The organism is Kribbella sp. NPDC056861 (assembly GCF_040687575.1).
Lineage (GTDB): Bacteria > Actinomycetota > Actinomycetes > Propionibacteriales > Kribbellaceae > Kribbella.
In genome coordinates this window covers 75,613-91,362 of record NZ_JBFBNQ010000007.1, presented here as the reverse complement: position 1 = coordinate 91,362, position 15,750 = coordinate 75,613, and the positions used below count along the sequence as shown (strand labels likewise).

Here is a 15,750-nt window from a genome sequence, read left to right as displayed (position 1 = left end):
GTGCCTCCTAAGCGCTTTCTAGCGGCAGCGCTTGCCGTCGCAGCGGTAGCCACCGGAACCACGGCTGCCGTCGCCGCGCCATCGCGACCACCCGTCACCACCCAGAACGACATCTCGAAACCGTTCGCCGACACCTTCGCCGACCCCTCGATCATCCAGGGTCGCGACGGCTACTGGTACGCCTACGCCACCTCCGATCCGCTGGTCTCGAACGGCCCGTTCGGCCTGATGCACATGGCCAGGACCAAGGACTTCGGCTCCTGGGAGTACCTCGGCACGGTCTTCAACGACGCCACCAAGCCCGCCTGGGCCGCGCCGGGATCGTTCTTCTGGGCCCCCGACATCCGGTACTTCGGCGGCCGGTACGTCATGTACTTCACCGTCACCGACACCGCGGCCAACCCGGGCAACGACAACGCGATCGGTGTCGCGACGGCCCCCACGCCGAGCGGTCCCTGGACCGCCACCGACGGCCCGGTCGTCGCCCCGAAGCCGGACGGCAACGGCGGCTACTTCGGCACCATCGACCCGGCCATGCTCACCGCGGCCGACGGCAACCGCTACATGTACTCCGGCGGCTTCTACGGCGGCATCTCCGTCACCGAACTGACGCCCGACGGCCTGCACTCGGTCGGTACGCCGACCCAGGTGACCATCGGCGACCGGTACGAAGGCGCGTACGTCGTCTACCGCGACGGCTGGTACTACTTCATGGGCTCGTCCAGCAACTGCTGCGCCGGCCCGACCACCGGCTACTCCGTCTTCGCCGGCCGCTCGCGCTCGCCGAAGGGCCCGTTCCTGGACAAGGACGGCGTCGACCTGAACGAGTCGCGGGTCGGCGGCACCACGGTGATCACCCAGAACGGCAACAAGTGGATCGGCCCGGGCCACCACGCGTTCATCACCGACGCGGCCGGCCAGGACCACATCGTCTACCACGCGATCGATCGCGCGACGCCGTGGCTGACCGACCCGTTCGGGATCAACCGGCGGCCGATGCTGATCGACCGGATCGACTGGATCGACGGCTGGCCGCGGACCCGGGCCGGCGCCGGTCCGTCCGACACGCCTCAGCCGGCGCCGACCACGGGCTCGGGTGCGGGGATCAACTCCGCTGACCCGGCCGGTGGGATTCGGGGCGCGACCAGGCTGGCTGGTGACTCGCTTGGTGGACCTACCGCCTCCATTCGTGGGGCTGCCGTAACGCGGCAGTCTGCGCCTGCAGGGTCGGTGCGGGTCGAGGCCAACGTCAAGGTGGGAAGCAGTTTCACCACCGTCGTTGGTGGTGGCGCGGTCGTGGTCAGTGTTGGTCGCGACAAGGTGAGCATCATCGCGGGCCGCAAGGTCGCGAGTGCTGCGCTGCCTGCGGACTTCGATCGGTCGCAGTGGAACAACCTTGTGGTGCAGGTGTCCGGGGATGTGGTGACGGCCCGGGTGAACGATGCCGGGCTTGGCGATCTCTACGCCGAGGCGCGGTTGGAGGTTCGTGGGCTGAAGGTGCGGTCGGCTCCGGTGAGTTGGCTGGGCACGGCTGAGGTGGACAACCTGACCGTGCGTCCGGTGGCAGCGCCGGTACGCCGTGAGGCCGTAGTACCGGTGGCTGGGAAGTTGCTGGCCGGCGACGAATTCAGTGGACCGTTGGGTGAAAAGTGGTCATGGGTTCGGCCGGATGCCCGCGCTGTTGTTGCTAATGGCAACTTGTCGTGGCCGTTGTCGAACACCGACCTGGTCGGCTCGGGCAACAACGCCGGGCTGCTCTTCCACCAGACGCCGGCCGGGAACAGCTGGATCGCGGAGACGAAGCTGCACCTCGACCTCGGGGAAGGCGACATCCGCAACTACCAGCAGGCCGGGATGATCGCGTACCTGAACGACGACGACTTCGCCCGGCTCGGTGACGTGTCGATCTGGCGCACCCGGCAGACCGAGTTCGGCCGCGAGCTGGTGGCTCGGGCCTCGGACGGCGCGACCAGCTACGGCGGTGCGGCGATCGGTCGGCAGGCGACGACGATGTGGATGCGGCTCGCCTACCACCGCAATGCGGCTGGTGAGCACGTCTATCGCGCCGGGACGAGTACCGACGGCAAGGCGTGGACCTGGGGCGCGTCCTGGGTGCTGCCGGCCGGGGTGACTCCGAAGCTCGGCCTGTTCGCGCATGGCGACCAGACCGGCTCGAACCCGCCGCCGGTCGCCACGTTCGACTACCTGCGGTTCTACGCGAGTAAGTGATGCCACGCTGGCCGGGGTTGCTGCTGCTGTGCTTGATCGCGGTGGGGTGCAGCAGCGACCCCGGCGGCGTTGATTCTGGCGGGGCTACTGAGGGGACGACGATGGGTTTCACGAATCCGGTGTACGACGGCAACTTCGCCGATCCGCAGGTGATCGCCGTCGGCGCGGAGTACTACGCGTTCGCCACCAACGGGCCGCTCGGCAACATCCAGACCCTGAAGTCGACCGACCTGGTGAAGTGGGACCAGGTCGGCGATGCGTTGCCGTCGTTGCCTGCTTGGACGTCAGCCGGAAAGGTCTGGGCACCCGAGGTCGCAGTACAGGGATCGGGTCGTTTCGTCATGTATTACACGACTTCCGACGATGCGTCCGGGCGGCAGTGCATCGGCGTCGCGGTGGCCACCGAGGCCAAAGGTCCATATGTCGACAAGTCGAGTAAACCGCTGATCTGTCAGGTAACCGAGGGTGGTTCGATCGACGCGAGCCCGTTCCGCGACTCGTCCGGCCAGTGGTGGCTGTACTGGAAGAACGACGGCAACGCGATCGACCAGGACACCTGGATCTACGTCTCGAAACTCTCACCCGACGGCCTGACCCTGGTCGGCGAGACCAAGCGCCTGATCAAACAGACACTGCCCTGGGAGGGCAACCTGGTCGAGGCGCCGTATGTGGTCGAGCGCAACGGCAAGTTCCATCTCTTCTACTCCGCCAACGCCTACGACAAGGCGGAGTACGCCGTCGGCCACGCCCTCTGCACCACCCCGGCCGGCCCTTGCGAGAAGACCCCCGACCCGATCCTGACGACGTCCGACGACGCCGCCGGCCCCGGCCACAACATGGTGCTGTTGAAGGACAACCGCTACTGGTTCGTTTACCACGCCTGGGACCCGGCCGCGGTCGGCCAGGAACCTCCCGGCCGCGCTATGTGGCTGTCCGAACTCACCTGGAACGGCGACATACCGGTCGTCCAACCCCCACTGAAGAACAACCCGGAAACGCCCTAACGTCTCCGGCCCAGCAAGTCGCAGAGGCGGGTCAGGGCCTGGTGGAAGTCTTGGTCGGTGGGGGTGGCGTAGCCGATCACCAGGCCTGGGGGGCCGGGGACGGAGCGGCGGTATTCGGAGAGTGGGGCTACTACGACTCCGGCGGTGCGAGCGTCTGCGGCGAGGGCTCGGTCGTCGGTGCCGGGGAGGAGCAGGGTGATGTGGAGGCCTGCGTCCTGGCCGACGATCTGGCCGTAGGGCGCGAGTACTTCGCAGGTGTGGTTGCGGCGGTCGGAGTACAGGCGTCTTGAGCGGCGGATCACCTGGTCCAGGTAGCCGTCGCGGAGCATGGCGAGGAAGGCGGCTTGCATCGGCCAGCCGGGCCAGTCGCCGACCTCCTCCCGGTACGCCGCCAGCCGGGTGACTGTCTCCGGGGAGGCGACCAGCCAGCCGAGTCGCAGGGCGGGGCTGAGTAGTTTCGACAGGGTGCCGAGGTGGACGACCTGGTCGAGGCCCAGTTGGGCCAGTGCGGGTAGCGGGGCTACGTCGTACCGGAACTCGCTGTCGTAGTCGTCCTCGATCAGTGTCGCCCCGGTACGCCGGGCCCACCGGATCAGCTCGTTGCGTCTGGCGACGGGCAGCCGGCCGCCGAGCGGGTACTGGTGTGACGGCGTGACGTAAACCGCCGACAGGTCCGGGGTTAGGTCGGAGACCAGTAGACCGTCTTCGTCCACACCGACATCCACAACCTCCAGGCCGTACTGCTGGGCAGCCGAGACGGCAGTGGCGAATCCCGGGTCTTCGATGGCGATCCGGTCGCCCTGCTGCAGGGTCAGCGACAGCAGGAGTCGCAGGCCGTGGGAGGTGCCGTCGGTGATCAACAGGTTCTCTGGGCCGCAGGCGATGCCGCGGACCCGGCCCACGTGCTCGGCCAGCGCTGCCCGTAGGTCCGGTAGCCCGGCCGGGTGGTCGTAGCCGCGAGTGGGCGGCTGGATCGACACCTCTCGCCAGGCGCGTCTCCAGCCGGCATCGACCGTGGGGCTGATGTACGGGATGCCTGGGCGCAGCGTGAGCAGTGGCGGCTCAGCAGCAGCCAGCGGGCGCGCGGCGGTTCGTAGTACTGGCTGCAGCGGTACTACGTCCGCCACGTAGGTGCCCGAGCCGGTCCGTCCCGCGATCCAGCCCTCGGCGTGTAGTTGGTCGTACGCCGCCTGCGCCACCGAGCGTGACACGGACAGCTCCCGGGCCAGGTCGCGAGTCGACGGCAACCGGTGGCCGGCCTGCAGTCGCCCGTCGCGCACGGCCGCGCGGAACTGCTCGGCCAGCTGCAGGTGCAGCGGGCCGCTGCCGGTGCGAGTGAGAACGAGGGGAAGCGAGCTGTCCAAAGTGGACTACCTGTTTCGTCGGTGAATGGACCGTGCCAGCATGCCATTGAGTCGCCACGCTGGACTCATGACCATCACCTCGCCGCTCCAGCCGACCGACCGGACCAAGCTGCGCCGGTCGAAGGAACGCGCCGCGACCGACCGGGCCGTGCTGCACAACGTCCTGCTCGACGGCATGTTCTGCCACCTCGGCGTGGTCGTCGACGGAGCCCCGCTGGTCCTGCCCACGGCGTACGGGGTGGATCTGGGGACGGGGCCGGACGGCACGCTCTACCTGCACGGCTCGGTCGCCGCCCGGAGTGTGGTCGCGGCCCCTGACCAGACCATCTGCGTCACGGTCACCCACGCCGACGGCCTGGTGCTCGCCCGGTCCGCCTTCCACCACTCGGTGAACTACCGCTCGGCGGTGATCTTCGGCGTACCGCGGCTCGTCACCGATCCCGACGAGAAGCTGCGCGGCCTCAACCGGATCGTCGACCACCTGGTCCCCGGCCGCTCCCACTCGGTCCGTCCGCCGAACCGCAAGGAGCTGGCCAAGACCTCGGTGCTGGCCCTGTCACTGACCGAAGCCTCGGTCAAAACCCGCGCCGGTGAGGCGAACGACGACGAGGAAGACCTCGACCTGCCGCACTGGACCGGCGTGATCCCGCTCAAGGTGGTCGCCGAGGAGCCCGTCACCAACTCCGACTGCGACCTGCTGATCCCGGCCCATATCAGGACCCGGGCCAACCAGCTCGGGGCGTCGGCCTCACGAGCTGAGTGGCTTTAGCTTCCGCTTGACCAGCCGGCTGGTGACCGGGCCGAGGTTGTCGAGCTCGGTCAGCAGCGTCTCGGTCAGCAGTGCGAGCTGCTCGAGCGAGGCAAGGGCCCGAGTTGCGCCGGCGGGGTCGACGCCGTCGAGTAGTTCGATCCCGACGAATCCGGCCGAGATCGCGCTGGCCAGTCCGCTCAGATCGACCAGTGGCAGCAGCGGGCTGTCGTCGAGCACCCGGCGCAGCGTCTTCTCGACCTCGACCACCCAGAGGTTGATCGCGTCCGCGACGGCGGCCCCGACGACCTCGTTGCCGCGGGCTCCGGCGAGCAGTTGCGCGAGGACGGCGACGTTGCCCTCGGCATGTTCGGTGACGTGCACCTTGCGGCCGACCGCGAGCAGTTCGGCGAAGGTCTTGGCCTGGTCGAACTCGTCGCGGTAGAGGGCGATCCGCTGCGCAGTACTGGTTCGGCAGGCTTCGGCGATCAGGTCGTTCACCGTGCCGAAGTGGTAGAACACCAACGCTTGATTCTGGCCGGCCGCCGCGGCGATGTGCCGGGCCGACGCTCCGGCGAAGCCCCGCTCGGCGATGGTCTGCAACGCAGCGTTCAGCAGCCCGTCCCGGGTGTCCTTCGCCATCAGCTCTCCTCAACTCTCGGCAGTTGCCGAGGACCACCACCCATCCCGTCGACCAGCAACTGCAGCAACGGACGGACCACAGGCAGCCGGATCGCCCAGCCGACATAAGCCCACACCGGGCCGCCGTGCTCTAGCCCTCGAGCCACAGCCGCCAGTCCGCTCGCCTGCAAGCCGTCCGGGCGCACATAGAGCGCCCGGCGCAGTCCAGTCACCGTATAACCCTCGGCGGCGCAGATGACGAGGTACTGCGGCTTGGTGGACTCCACCAGGCTCTTGGTCTGCTGGCAGATCGTGCAGGTCTCCGAGAGGTAGAGGGCAGCGGGCTCCGTCGCGTACGGCGTACGCCGCAGCCGCCACGGCCGCACTTGGGTGTCGTAGGCCAGCCACTCGTCGCCGAGGCGCTCCCGTAGGTCCCCACGCTCGTGGGGATCCGCCACAAACTGAGCAAACGCGACAGTGCCGACTGCGGCCACGGCCAACGACCAGCTGTGCGTGCCAACGGCAAGCAGCAAGAGCATCAGTACTGCGGACAGCTGCATCGGGTTGGCGACATAGGCATACGGCCCTGTCGTCACCAGCGCCCCTGGCGGGTCCCACGGGTACGGCGTACCGCCGCCGCGCGTAGCGAACTCCACCATCGCCGACAGCCCCGGTACCGCGGCCAAGGCCATCAACTGCAGCACGGTGGAGCTCTGCCACAGCGGTGCCTCCCTCAGGTGACTCCAGCTACCGTCGCCGCGAGACATCACTGCTGCCGGGAGCAACCAGAAGACCAGCCCGGTGAAGGTCGCGAGCTGCAGCAGCAGCCGTCCGGTCAGGTGGCGCTCGTCGGTCGTCCATCTGCCGATGAGCAGCGCGGGAGGCAGTCCCAGCAGCAGGGCGGTCAGTTCGCCGTACAGCCAGGTGTGGTTGAGCTGGAGCAGGGAGTCGAGTCGGGGCATGAGTAGGAGATCCAGCCAGCCGTAGGCGACCACCACTACCCAAATCGGCGGGCGGCGGCGGATCAGGAGCGGCACTGGTCCCCAGAGAACCGCCCAGCCGAGCCAGAGGTCCAGCGGTACGCCGAGGAAGAGGCCCTCAGTCACCTCGAAGCGCCACCACCCAGCGGCCATCGCCACCTGGTTGGCCAGGCCGATGGTGACGAATGCGGTCAAGAACGCCAGGAGTGCCGCACCTGCCATCCGTCGGCTCGGCCGCCGCCACAGGACCAGGGCCAGGCCGACCGGGACGACCAGGCAGAGCGAGCGCAGTACTGCGGTCTCAATCACGCCGGACCTCGACCAGACCGAGGGAGTCGGCGAAGTGGTCGAGACCGGCCCCCACCATCGCGCCCTCGATCGGGCCGAAGTACCAGCTCGGGTCGAGCCGACGGGTGAAGGACAGCTCCAGCCGTACTGCGGTGTCGCCGTTGGCCTGCGGGGTCAGCCGGACAACAGCGCGTTCCCAGCGGAGCCAGCGTTGCGTCTTGGACTGGTCGGAGACCACCACGAACTCGATCAGCCGGCTGTCCCGGGAGCGCACCTCGGTGACGATCGGCCCGCCGGCCATCGTGAAGGTCCACCCCGAACCGACCGTGAGTCCGGCGCCCTTGGCCCCGGTCGGAGTCGGGTAGCCGCTGAACCTGAGCAGGAACGGCCGCACCGCCGAGAAGTCTGGCCCGTCCTGCAGGCTCCGCTCGACCTCTGCCGGCGACATGGCCACCACGCGCTCGGTGACGGCGGTCTGCACCGGGTCGACCCGGTACGCCGTGCCTTCGAGGCTGGCGGCGAGCAGCAGTGGCACGAGGGCGAGCGCGGCGCGGCGGCGGGCGTCGTAGTTCCGTGCTTGCCGGACGATCTCGGCGACCAGGTGGCCGACGCCGTACACGAGCGGGGCGGCCATCAGCACGCAGGCGGCGCCCTCGTGCAGGAAGGCCGAGGTGATCAGCAGGCCGAAGGTGACCACCCGGAAGGTCAGGCCGTGCAGGCTCTTGGCCGGCGGCGCGAGGGCGATGATCACCGCCAGTACCAGCGGCACCCCGACGAAGAGGGCGGCGGTGTCGACGTGGCCGGAGCGGACGAGGAGAAAGGGGGCGGTCGCCGCCGTGACCGCGACGATCCCGAGCGCGAACGCACGACCGCCCCAGCTCCGTGATGGTGGAGCCGGGGCCGGTTCGGGCGCCGAGTACTGCGGTGGCTGGTAGGGCGGCAGGTCCGGTGGCGGTGTCATTTGGCCAGCATAGACCCAGTTTTGAGCGATCGCTCAAAACCATCGGATTCAGGCTGCGGTGCCCTTGTTGTAGTTCTTCTGCGCCCAGAAGTAGCCGACGATGCCGATGGCCAGGCACCAGGCCGCCGAGAGCCAGCCGTTGCCGGATTCGAGCGGGGTGTCGAGCAGCAGGTGGCGCAGGGTCTCGATGATCGGGGTGAAGGGCTGGTACTCGACGAACCAGCGCAGACCGCTGGGCATCGCGTCGAGCGGGATGAAGGTGGTGCTGAGCAGCGGGAGGAGCAGCGAGATCGGCAGCACGATGTTGCTGGCGCCCTCCGCTGTCTTGCTGACCAGGCCGAGGGCGACCCCGAACCAGGTCAGTGCGACGGTCAGTGCGACCAGCAGGCCGGCGGTCAGCAGCCAGTCCACCAGTGAGGCGTTCGGGCGAAAGCCGATCAGCATCGCGAAGCCGATCACCAGCGCCAGGCTGACGACGGTGATGATCGTGTTGGCCAGCACATGGCCGGTGAGGACGGCGGGACGGAAGATCGCCATCGTCCGGAAGCGGGCGACGATGCCTTCGGTCATGTCGGTGGCGGCGCCGATCGCGGGCGACATGATCCCGGACGCGATCGACATCAGCAGCAGGCCCGGGGTGAGGAAGTCGATGTACTCGAAGCCGTTGCCGCCGCCGAGGCCGGCCGAGAAGGTCTTGCCGAAGACCACGCCGAACAGCAGCAGCATCACCACCGGCATCCCGATCGCGCCGAGCGAGAGAGCGGGGTACCGCATCGCGTGCCGGAGTTGGCGACGCAGCATCGTCGCGGTGTCGGCCAGCGGGAAGGACTTGGTCTGCGTGGTCTGCTTGGTCTGCTGCAGCACGGTGCTCATTTGCTCGTCACTTTCTGGTCGGTGTTCGCGTCGGTGGTGGTGGGCTGGCCGGTGACGGCGAAGAACACGTCGTCCAGGTCAGGGGTGTGGACGGTCAGTTCGTCCACTTCGAGGGAGGCGTCGTCGAGCCGGGCGAGCAGAGCGCGCAGCGACTGCACGCTGCCGTCGCTCGGCACCTGCAGCACCAGCGCGTCTTCGTCCGGCGCGGCCGTCGGCAGGGTCCGGGTAGCCAGGGTGAACTGGTCCGGCGCGTTGAACCTGAGCCGGATGTGCCTACCCGGTACCAGCCGTTTCAGCTGCTCCGGAGTGCCTTCGGCAACGAACTTCCCGTGATCCAGTACTGCGATCTGGTCGGCGAGCTCGTCGGCCTCCTCCAGGTACTGCGTGGTGAGCAGCACGGTCACGCCGCTGGCGACCAGGTTCCGGGTGACCTGCCACATCTGGTGCCGGCTGCGCGGGTCGAGCCCGGTGGTCGGTTCGTCCAGGAAGATGATCCGCGGGCTGCCGACCAGCGTCATCGCCAGGTCGAGCCGGCGCTTCATGCCGCCGGAGTACGTCATCGCCAGCTTCTTGCCGGCCTCGACCAGGTCGAACTGCTCCAGCAGCTCGGCCGCCCGGCGGCGTCCCTCCACCCGGCCGAGGTGGTGCAGGTCGGCCATCATGATCAGGTTCTCCGCACCGGTCAGCAGGCCGTCGACCGCCGAGAACTGGCCGGTCACCCCGATCGCGGCGCGGACCGCGTCGGGCTCGCTGTGCAGGTCGTGCCCGGCGACCCGGATCCGGCCGGCGTCGGCGGTGACCAGGGTGGACAGGATCTGCACCGCGGTGGTCTTGCCTGCGCCGTTCGGGCCGAGCAGGGCAAAGATGGTGCCTTGGGCAACGTTCAGGTCGATGCCGTCGAGTACGAGCTTGTCGCCGTAGGACTTGCGCAGTCCGAGCACGTCGATGGCCGGGGTTGAGCTGTTCATGGGTCCTCGCTTGTTTTCGGGCAGGGGAAACCTGACCCAGGTGGCTTGGAAGGGTGGAAGGAGGAGATTCAGGGCGTGCGGATCCAGCCGGCCGGCTGTGGGTGGGCCGCCGTACGGGGGATCAGGTGTTCAGTTGGTCAGGGGGTCGAAGGGGTTAGATGTCGAGGTCCTCCACGGCCGGTTGGTCGGCCGCGTCCTCGACCAGGGTGTAGAGGTCCTCCGGGATCAGCTCCCGGAGCTCTGCCACCGTCTCCACCACGTGCAGCGTCGCCTCGCCCTGGGCCATGCTCCAGGTCTGGTTGGCGCTGAAGCTGCCGATCCAGCTCCGCCAGCCGGTGGGCTCCTGCTCGACCCCGTCGACGGTGCTGAGATTGCTGTACTGCTGACTGCGGTCGGCGTACAGGACGAACTTGCCGGTCCGGCTGCGATAGACCTTGAAGGCCTCGTAGCCGTTCTTGTTGGAGCGGCCGCCCTCGGCCAGCAGGACGCCGGAGAACCGCTGTTTGCGGCCCGCGCCCCGCCCGACCCGGACGGTGATCTCCTCGAAGCCCTCGAGCCGGCCTTCCTCCATCTCGACGTAGCGGCGCAGCGCGGTCGAGATCGCTTGGGACAGGTTTCCGGCCAGTTCCTGGGCCCGCTTGTAGAGGGCCAGGTCGTCGTCGGAAACGTAGATCGTCTTGTTCGGCATGATGTATCTCCTCCTACGTAGAACTATACGCACATCTCTACGTAGACGTCTACATATATGCCAAGATCAGTGCTGTGGAGACTTCTGAGGACCGCTACGACCACCTGACCGACCGCGTGAGCGCGCTGTACGACGAGGGCCTGCAGCAGGTCGCGCTGGATCTGCTGGACTCGGCCGGCGCCGACCTGGCGCCCTGGACGGCGGAGCTCGCCCATCTGCGTGCCTGTCTGCTGGGATCGATCGGAGAGTCCACGAAGGCGCTGGTCGCGCTGCAGGAGGCCAGCGCTGCTGGAGCTTGGTGGGAGGAGGGCATCCTCACCGAGGACGACGATCTGGCGGCGCTGCAGTATCTACCGGCTTTTCAGGCGGTGGTGGAGCTGTCCCGCGCTCGCAAGGTCACGGCGGAGGATCCGCCGCTGATTTCCTACTCTGAAAATCCTTGTGGTGTCGTGGTGGCCCTGCACGGGGCCGGGCAGCGGGCGGGGCATGCGATGCGCGACTGGGCGGCTGTGCTCGACCTCGGCTACGCCCTGGTCTGCGTCGAGTCCTCGCAGCTGATGTCCCCGATGTACCGGACCTGGCCGGATCCAGCGGAGTCGGCGAAGGACATCGCCCGGGCGCTCAGCCACCTTCCGGAGCAGCTCCGGGATCTCCCGCTGATCGCGGCCGGCTTCTCGGCCGGTGGGCGAGCGGCGCTCAACTGGGCCGTCGAGGCCGACCCGGAGCCGGCGGCCGGCGTCGTGGTACTGGCTCCGGCGCTGCGGGCTCTGCCGGACAAGGCACAGCAGGCGTTGTCACCGGCGAGCATCCTGATCGGGACCGCGGACGAGCTGCTGGAGGTTGTGGACACCGCGGAGCCGCGGTTGTCCGCCCTCGGGCTCACCGTGGACCGGATCCCGGGCCTGGCCCACGAGTTTCCCCAGGACTTCGCGGCCCGACTGGGGACCGTGCTCCCCAGCTGTGGATAAAACGGTGATCAAACCTTATTTATCCACAGATTTGGGCGATTTTTGCCCCGATTCGTCCCTCGCCCCGTGGAAAACCTGGGGAGAAATCCCCTGAAAGCTGTGCACACCTGGGGATACCCATGTGGATAACTACAGCCTCGCGGTCCCCGCGGACCCAGCCGGTTGCGCCCGATCGCCGACTGTGGGCCGCGGGGGAAACGTCAGCGAACCGCTAGATCCACTGGGTGGAGACGACGAAGCCGACGGCGATCAGGCCCATCCCGATCAGCAGGTTCCAGTTGTTCAGGTCCTTCATCACCGGGATGTTCTGACCGGCGACGTAGAAGACGACCAGCCAGATCAGGCCGAGCAGCCAGCAGCCCAGCATCACCGGGGCGACCCACACCCGGCTGGTGGTACGCGGCTTCTTCGGAGTCTTCTCCACCTTGACCTTCTCGGCGGACGACTTCTTGGTTTTGCGACTGCTCGACTCGGGCACGACTCGACTCCTCGTTACGGACACCTGACAGGATCACTGCTGGGGGCACATAAGCTAGCTCTGGCCTCGGTTAGCGTAGTGCAGACGAGAGCAAGGGGATCACGGGTGAGCAAGCTGCGGCGTTTTTCGCTCTGGCGCGCAAGTGCGCCGGTCGCGTTGCTGTGCGCCGGCCTGTTGTTCGCCACCAGCGCGACGAACGCCCGCGGTACCGATCTGCGTCCCAGTCGTAACACTACGCTCGCGGGCCTGGTGGAGGAACAGAGTCGGCGCAGCGCCGGTCTGACCCGCCAGCACGCCGCGCTGAGCCAGGACATCGAGAAGTTGCAGACCCAGCAGGGTTCGATCGAGCCCAAGCTGGCCAAGCAGCTGAAGGACCTGTCCAACCAGGTCGGCACCGTTCCGGTCACCGGGCCGGGCCTCACCGTCACGCTCAAGGACGCCCCGCCCGAGGTGGTCAAGGACAACCCGGACGTGGACGCCGACTGGCTGGTGATCCACCAGCAGGACATCCAGGCGGTGGTGAACGCGCTCTGGGCCGGCGGCGCCGACGCCGTCTCGATCCAGAACCACCGGGTGATCTCCACCACCGGGATCAAGTGCGTCGGCAACTCGGTCGTCCTGCACGGCGTGCCCTACCTGCCGCCGTACAAGATCACCGCGATCGGCGACCGGCAGAAGCTGCAGCGCGCGCTGGACGACTCGAAGTACATCGAGAACCTGCAGGACTACGTGGTCCGGTTCCAGCTCGGCTACGAGGTCAAGAACGACGCCTCGATCGCGATGCCTGCCTACGAGGGCACCCTGGAGCTGCAGAGCGCGACCGTGCCCGGCTTCGAGAAGACCCCGACCGCCAGCCCCTCCGTCACCGGGCGCTGACCGGGGTCCGGAGCCTCGGCCGGTCTGTGACAATGGTCCGCATGCCGCGGATCCTCGTCGTCGACAACTACGACTCCTTCGTCTACAACCTCGTGCAGTACCTGCAGCAGTTGCAGGCCGACACCACCGTGCTGCGCAACGACGAGGTCACCCCCGACCAGGTCTCGGAGTACGACGGGGTGCTGCTCTCCCCCGGCCCCGGTACGCCGGAAGAAGCCGGCGCCTGCGTCGAGATCGTCAAGCAAAAGGGTGGCGAGGTGCCGATCTTCGGCGTCTGCCTCGGCCTGCAGGCGATCGGCGTCGCGTACGGCGGCGTGGTCGGCCGCGCGGACGAGTTGCTGCACGGCAAGACCAGCGAGGTGTTCCACGAGGGCGCCGGCGTACTGGCCGGGCTGCCGTCCCCGTTCACCGCGACCCGGTACCACTCGCTCGCGATCGCCCAGGACAGCGTGCCGGACACTCTGCAGGTGACCGCGCGGACCGAGGCCGGCGTGATCATGGCCGCCCGGCACCGCGACCTGCCGGTCGAGGGCGTGCAGTTCCACCCCGAGTCGGTGCTGACCGAGGGCGGCCACCGGATGCTCGCCAACTGGCTGGAGATGTGCGGCGACCTGGGCGCCGTCGAGCGCTCCGCCGGGATGGCTCCGGTCGTCAGCTAGACCCGGAGAAGGCGAAGCGTCGCCTGAGCGAGACAACGAGAAGGGCCGCCGGAGCAGGTGCTCCAGCGGCCCTTTCATCGGTCAGGTCAGGTGCGGCCTGGTCAGCCGTCGCCCTCTTCGCCGTTTCCGCCGCCACCGATGATCGGGGTGTCGGTCGGTGTCGGAGTCGGGGTCGGGGTGGGCTCGGTGCGCTTGGTGGCGATCGAGAGGATCACCTTGGTGCCCTCCTTGACCTTCGTGCCGTCCTTGACGCTCTGCTTGGTCACGGTGCCCTCGGGAGCGGTCGGGTTGGTGTCGTCGTTGACGAAGCCGACGGTCAGCCCCAGCGCCTTGAGTTGCTGCTCGGCGTCGGCCTTGCTCAGCGTGGTGACGTCCGGCACCGGCACCTCGACCTGCCCGGTCGAGATGGTCAGGGTGAACCTCTGGCCCTTCGGGTATTGCTGGTCCGGACCCGGGTCGATCGCCACCACGGTGCCCTTGGGCGCCTCGTTGTCGACCTCCTTGGAGTTCGAGGAGACCTTGAACTCACCGGGCGAGTTCTGCAGCAGCTTCTTCGCCTCGGCCTCGGACTTGTTCAGCACGTCCGGCACCGAGAAGGCGGTCGGCTCGGCGCGGCCGGAGGAGACCACCACGGTGACGGCGGTGTTCTTGTCCACCTTGGTGCCGGAGGCCGGGTCCTGGCTGATGATCGTGCTCTTACCGACCGTGGTGCTGGTCTGGTAGCTCGGCTTGATCGTGAGTCCCTGGGCGGCGAGCAGAGAGGTCGCCTCCTGCAGCGGAAGCCCCTCCACCTTCGGCACGTCGACCTGGGTGACGACCGGCGTGTTGCTGGTGCTCGGGTCGCCCCCACCGGCGGTGTCCTTGTCGTTCATGCTCGTGATGATCGCGTAGGCGCCGACGGCGATCGCCACGATCGCCAGACCGAGCAGGAAGTACGCCAGGCCGCGGTTGCGCCGCGAGCGAGAGTCCTGCGCCAGGTCGTCGTTGCCGTTGTCAGGAGGGAGCAGATCGTTGGACTGCGGCTGGTACGCCTGGGTGGCGGCGGCAGCCGGCGCGACCTGGGTCGGCGCCATCGAGCGGGTCTCGGCGACGGCCGCCATCGGCGCGGTCACCTGCTGACCGGCCAGCACCCGGTGGATGTCCTGGCGCATCTCGTTGGCGCTCTGGTACCGGTGCTCGCGGTTCTTGGTCAGCGCCTTCAGGACGACGGCGTCGACCTCCGGCGGGATGTCCGGGTCGAACGAGGACGGCGGTACCGGCTCCTCGCGGACGTGCTGGTAGGCCACCGACACCGGTGACTCACCGACGAACGGCGGCCGGCCGACCAGCAGTTCGTAGAGCAGGCAGCCGGTCGAGTACAGGTCGGAGCGGGCATCCACGGTCTCGCCGCGGGCCTGCTCGGGCGACAGGTACTGCGCGGTGCCGATCACCGCGGCGGTCTGGGTCATGTCCGAGGTGGTGTCCGCGATCGCCCGGGCGATGCCGAAGTCCATCACCTTGACCTGACCCTTCGGGGTCAGCATCACGTTGCCGGGCTTGATGTCGCGGTGCACGATGCCGGCCCGGTGGCTGTAGTCGAGCGCCTCGAGCACGCCGGACGTCATCTCCAGCGCCCGCTCCGGCATGATCTTGCGGCCCTCGCGGATCAGGTCCCGCAGCGTCTTGCCGGCCACGTACTCCATCACGATGTACGGGATGGTGACGCCGGAACCGTTCGGGTCGGGTTCTTCGCCGGTGTCGTAGACCGAGACGATCGTCGGGTGGTTCAGCGAGGCGGCCGACTGGGCCTCCCGCCGGAATCTGGCCTGGAAGGTGGAGTCGCTGGCCAGATCGACCCGCAGCCGCTTGATCGCGACCGTACGGCCCAGACGGTTGTCGACGCCCTTGCGGACCTCTGCCATCCCCCCTCGACCGAGCGGTTCGCCTTCTTCGTAGCGACCGCCGACGAGACGTGCCTGCGATGTCATTACTCTGCCTTCCAAACTGCGCGGATCGAACTCGGCCAAATCTCACTCAAAGTGCCCACGGTAGCCCGGACCATCCAC

The 15,750-nt window shown here is 68.2% G+C and carries 15 protein-coding genes; 6 read left to right on the top strand and 9 right to left on the bottom strand.

Features of this window, described 5'->3' with window-relative positions; translation table 11 throughout:
• Positions 1-2,229 carry a family 43 glycosylhydrolase gene (locus tag AB0P21_RS32070; RefSeq protein ID WP_363701455.1) on the top strand — a complete coding sequence of 743 codons (2,229 nt, stop codon included), beginning with the start codon at positions 1-3 and terminating at the stop codon, positions 2,227-2,229.
• A gap of 101 nt (positions 2,230-2,330) precedes the next feature.
• The gene (locus AB0P21_RS32065; RefSeq protein ID WP_363701453.1) at positions 2,331-3,233 is read left to right on the top strand and encodes a glycoside hydrolase family 43 protein; all 903 of its coding nucleotides are present in this window, start codon (positions 2,331-2,333) and stop codon (positions 3,231-3,233) included.
• On the opposite strand, the gene AB0P21_RS32060 is transcribed toward AB0P21_RS32065, so the two are convergent.
• Positions 3,230-4,597, bottom strand: a complete 1,368-nt coding sequence (locus tag AB0P21_RS32060; RefSeq protein ID WP_363701451.1) for a PLP-dependent aminotransferase family protein — start codon at positions 4,595-4,597, stop codon at positions 3,230-3,232. The genes AB0P21_RS32065 and AB0P21_RS32060 overlap by 4 nt on opposite strands.
• Before the next feature lie 67 nt (positions 4,598-4,664).
• Between AB0P21_RS32060 and AB0P21_RS32055 the strand changes: the two genes are divergently transcribed.
• On the top strand, positions 4,665-5,366 hold the full coding sequence (locus tag AB0P21_RS32055) for a pyridoxamine 5'-phosphate oxidase family protein (RefSeq protein WP_363701449.1): 702 nt from the start codon (positions 4,665-4,667) through the stop codon (positions 5,364-5,366).
• Here the strand turns inward: AB0P21_RS32055 and AB0P21_RS32050 are convergent.
• The 6 genes from AB0P21_RS32050 to AB0P21_RS32025 all read right to left on the bottom strand — a co-directional run bounded on the left by AB0P21_RS32050 (position 5,346) and on the right by AB0P21_RS32025 (position 10,724).
• Positions 5,346-5,987 carry a TetR/AcrR family transcriptional regulator gene (locus AB0P21_RS32050; protein ID WP_363701447.1) on the bottom strand — a complete coding sequence of 214 codons (642 nt, stop codon included), beginning with the start codon at positions 5,985-5,987 and terminating at the stop codon, positions 5,346-5,348. The genes AB0P21_RS32055 and AB0P21_RS32050 overlap by 21 nt on opposite strands.
• Entirely contained in the window at positions 5,987-7,255 is a 1,269-nt protein-coding gene (locus tag AB0P21_RS32045; protein WP_363701445.1) for a methyltransferase, read from the bottom strand. The genes AB0P21_RS32050 and AB0P21_RS32045 overlap by 1 nt, the downstream gene beginning before the upstream one ends.
• A complete protein-coding gene (locus tag AB0P21_RS32040; protein WP_363701443.1) occupies positions 7,248-8,195 on the bottom strand; it encodes an SRPBCC family protein in 948 nt (315 codons plus the stop codon). The genes AB0P21_RS32045 and AB0P21_RS32040 overlap by 8 nt, the downstream gene beginning before the upstream one ends.
• A 48-nt stretch (positions 8,196-8,243) precedes the next feature.
• Positions 8,244-9,068, bottom strand: coding sequence for an ABC transporter permease (locus AB0P21_RS32035; protein WP_363701441.1), 825 nt, complete (start codon positions 9,066-9,068; stop codon positions 8,244-8,246).
• Positions 9,065-10,036 (bottom strand): ATP-binding cassette domain-containing protein, encoded by a 972-nt coding sequence (locus tag AB0P21_RS32030; RefSeq protein ID WP_363701439.1) that lies wholly within the window; start codon positions 10,034-10,036, stop codon positions 9,065-9,067. Before AB0P21_RS32030 ends, AB0P21_RS32035 begins: the two co-directional genes overlap by 4 nt.
• A gap of 154 nt (positions 10,037-10,190) precedes the next feature.
• Positions 10,191-10,724, bottom strand: coding sequence for an EXLDI protein (locus AB0P21_RS32025; protein WP_363701437.1), 534 nt, complete (start codon positions 10,722-10,724; stop codon positions 10,191-10,193).
• A gap of 74 nt (positions 10,725-10,798) precedes the next feature.
• Between AB0P21_RS32025 and AB0P21_RS32020 the strand changes: the two genes are divergently transcribed.
• Positions 10,799-11,692, top strand: coding sequence for an alpha/beta hydrolase (locus tag AB0P21_RS32020; RefSeq protein WP_363701435.1), 894 nt, complete (start codon positions 10,799-10,801; stop codon positions 11,690-11,692).
• A 211-nt stretch (positions 11,693-11,903) separates the two neighbouring features.
• On the opposite strand, the gene AB0P21_RS32015 is transcribed toward AB0P21_RS32020, so the two are convergent.
• Positions 11,904-12,170 (bottom strand): cell division protein CrgA, encoded by a 267-nt coding sequence (locus tag AB0P21_RS32015; protein WP_363701433.1) that lies wholly within the window; start codon positions 12,168-12,170, stop codon positions 11,904-11,906.
• A gap of 105 nt (positions 12,171-12,275) precedes the next feature.
• Here AB0P21_RS32015 and AB0P21_RS32010 point away from each other — a divergent pair, with 105 nt between their 5' ends.
• Positions 12,276-13,046 carry a DUF881 domain-containing protein gene (locus tag AB0P21_RS32010; protein WP_363701431.1) on the top strand — a complete coding sequence of 257 codons (771 nt, stop codon included), beginning with the start codon at positions 12,276-12,278 and terminating at the stop codon, positions 13,044-13,046.
• 41 nt (positions 13,047-13,087) lie between these two features.
• Positions 13,088-13,705, top strand: a complete 618-nt coding sequence (locus tag AB0P21_RS32005) for an aminodeoxychorismate/anthranilate synthase component II (RefSeq protein WP_363701429.1) — start codon at positions 13,088-13,090, stop codon at positions 13,703-13,705.
• A 101-nt stretch (positions 13,706-13,806) separates the two neighbouring features.
• Here AB0P21_RS32005 and pknB read toward each other — a convergent pair whose 3' ends face one another.
• Positions 13,807-15,672 carry a Stk1 family PASTA domain-containing Ser/Thr kinase gene (gene pknB, locus AB0P21_RS32000; RefSeq protein WP_363701427.1) on the bottom strand — a complete coding sequence of 622 codons (1,866 nt, stop codon included), beginning with the start codon at positions 15,670-15,672 and terminating at the stop codon, positions 13,807-13,809.
• Between the last annotated feature and the right edge of the window lie 78 nt (positions 15,673-15,750).

Excerpts from the sequence above, each read along its gene's own strand:
- AB0P21_RS32065 (WP_363701453.1), top strand. The coding sequence starts at position 2,331 with ATGGGTTTCACGAATCCGGTGTACGACGGCAACTTCGCCGATCCGCAG.
- AB0P21_RS32050 (WP_363701447.1), bottom strand. The coding sequence starts at position 5,987 with ATGGCGAAGGACACCCGGGACGGGCTGCTGAACGCTGCGTTGCAGACC.
- AB0P21_RS32025 (WP_363701437.1), bottom strand. The coding sequence starts at position 10,724 with ATGCCGAACAAGACGATCTACGTTTCCGACGACGACCTGGCCCTCTAC.
- AB0P21_RS32005 (WP_363701429.1), top strand. The coding sequence starts at position 13,088 with ATGCCGCGGATCCTCGTCGTCGACAACTACGACTCCTTCGTCTACAAC.
- AB0P21_RS32035 (WP_363701441.1), bottom strand. The coding sequence starts at position 9,068 with ATGAGCACCGTGCTGCAGCAGACCAAGCAGACCACGCAGACCAAGTCC.
- AB0P21_RS32055 (WP_363701449.1), top strand. The coding sequence starts at position 4,665 with ATGACCATCACCTCGCCGCTCCAGCCGACCGACCGGACCAAGCTGCGC.
- AB0P21_RS32040 (WP_363701443.1), bottom strand. The coding sequence starts at position 8,195 with ATGACACCGCCACCGGACCTGCCGCCCTACCAGCCACCGCAGTACTCG.
- AB0P21_RS32030 (WP_363701439.1), bottom strand. The coding sequence starts at position 10,036 with ATGAACAGCTCAACCCCGGCCATCGACGTGCTCGGACTGCGCAAGTCC.
- pknB (WP_363701427.1), bottom strand. The coding sequence starts at position 15,672 with ATGACATCGCAGGCACGTCTCGTCGGCGGTCGCTACGAAGAAGGCGAA.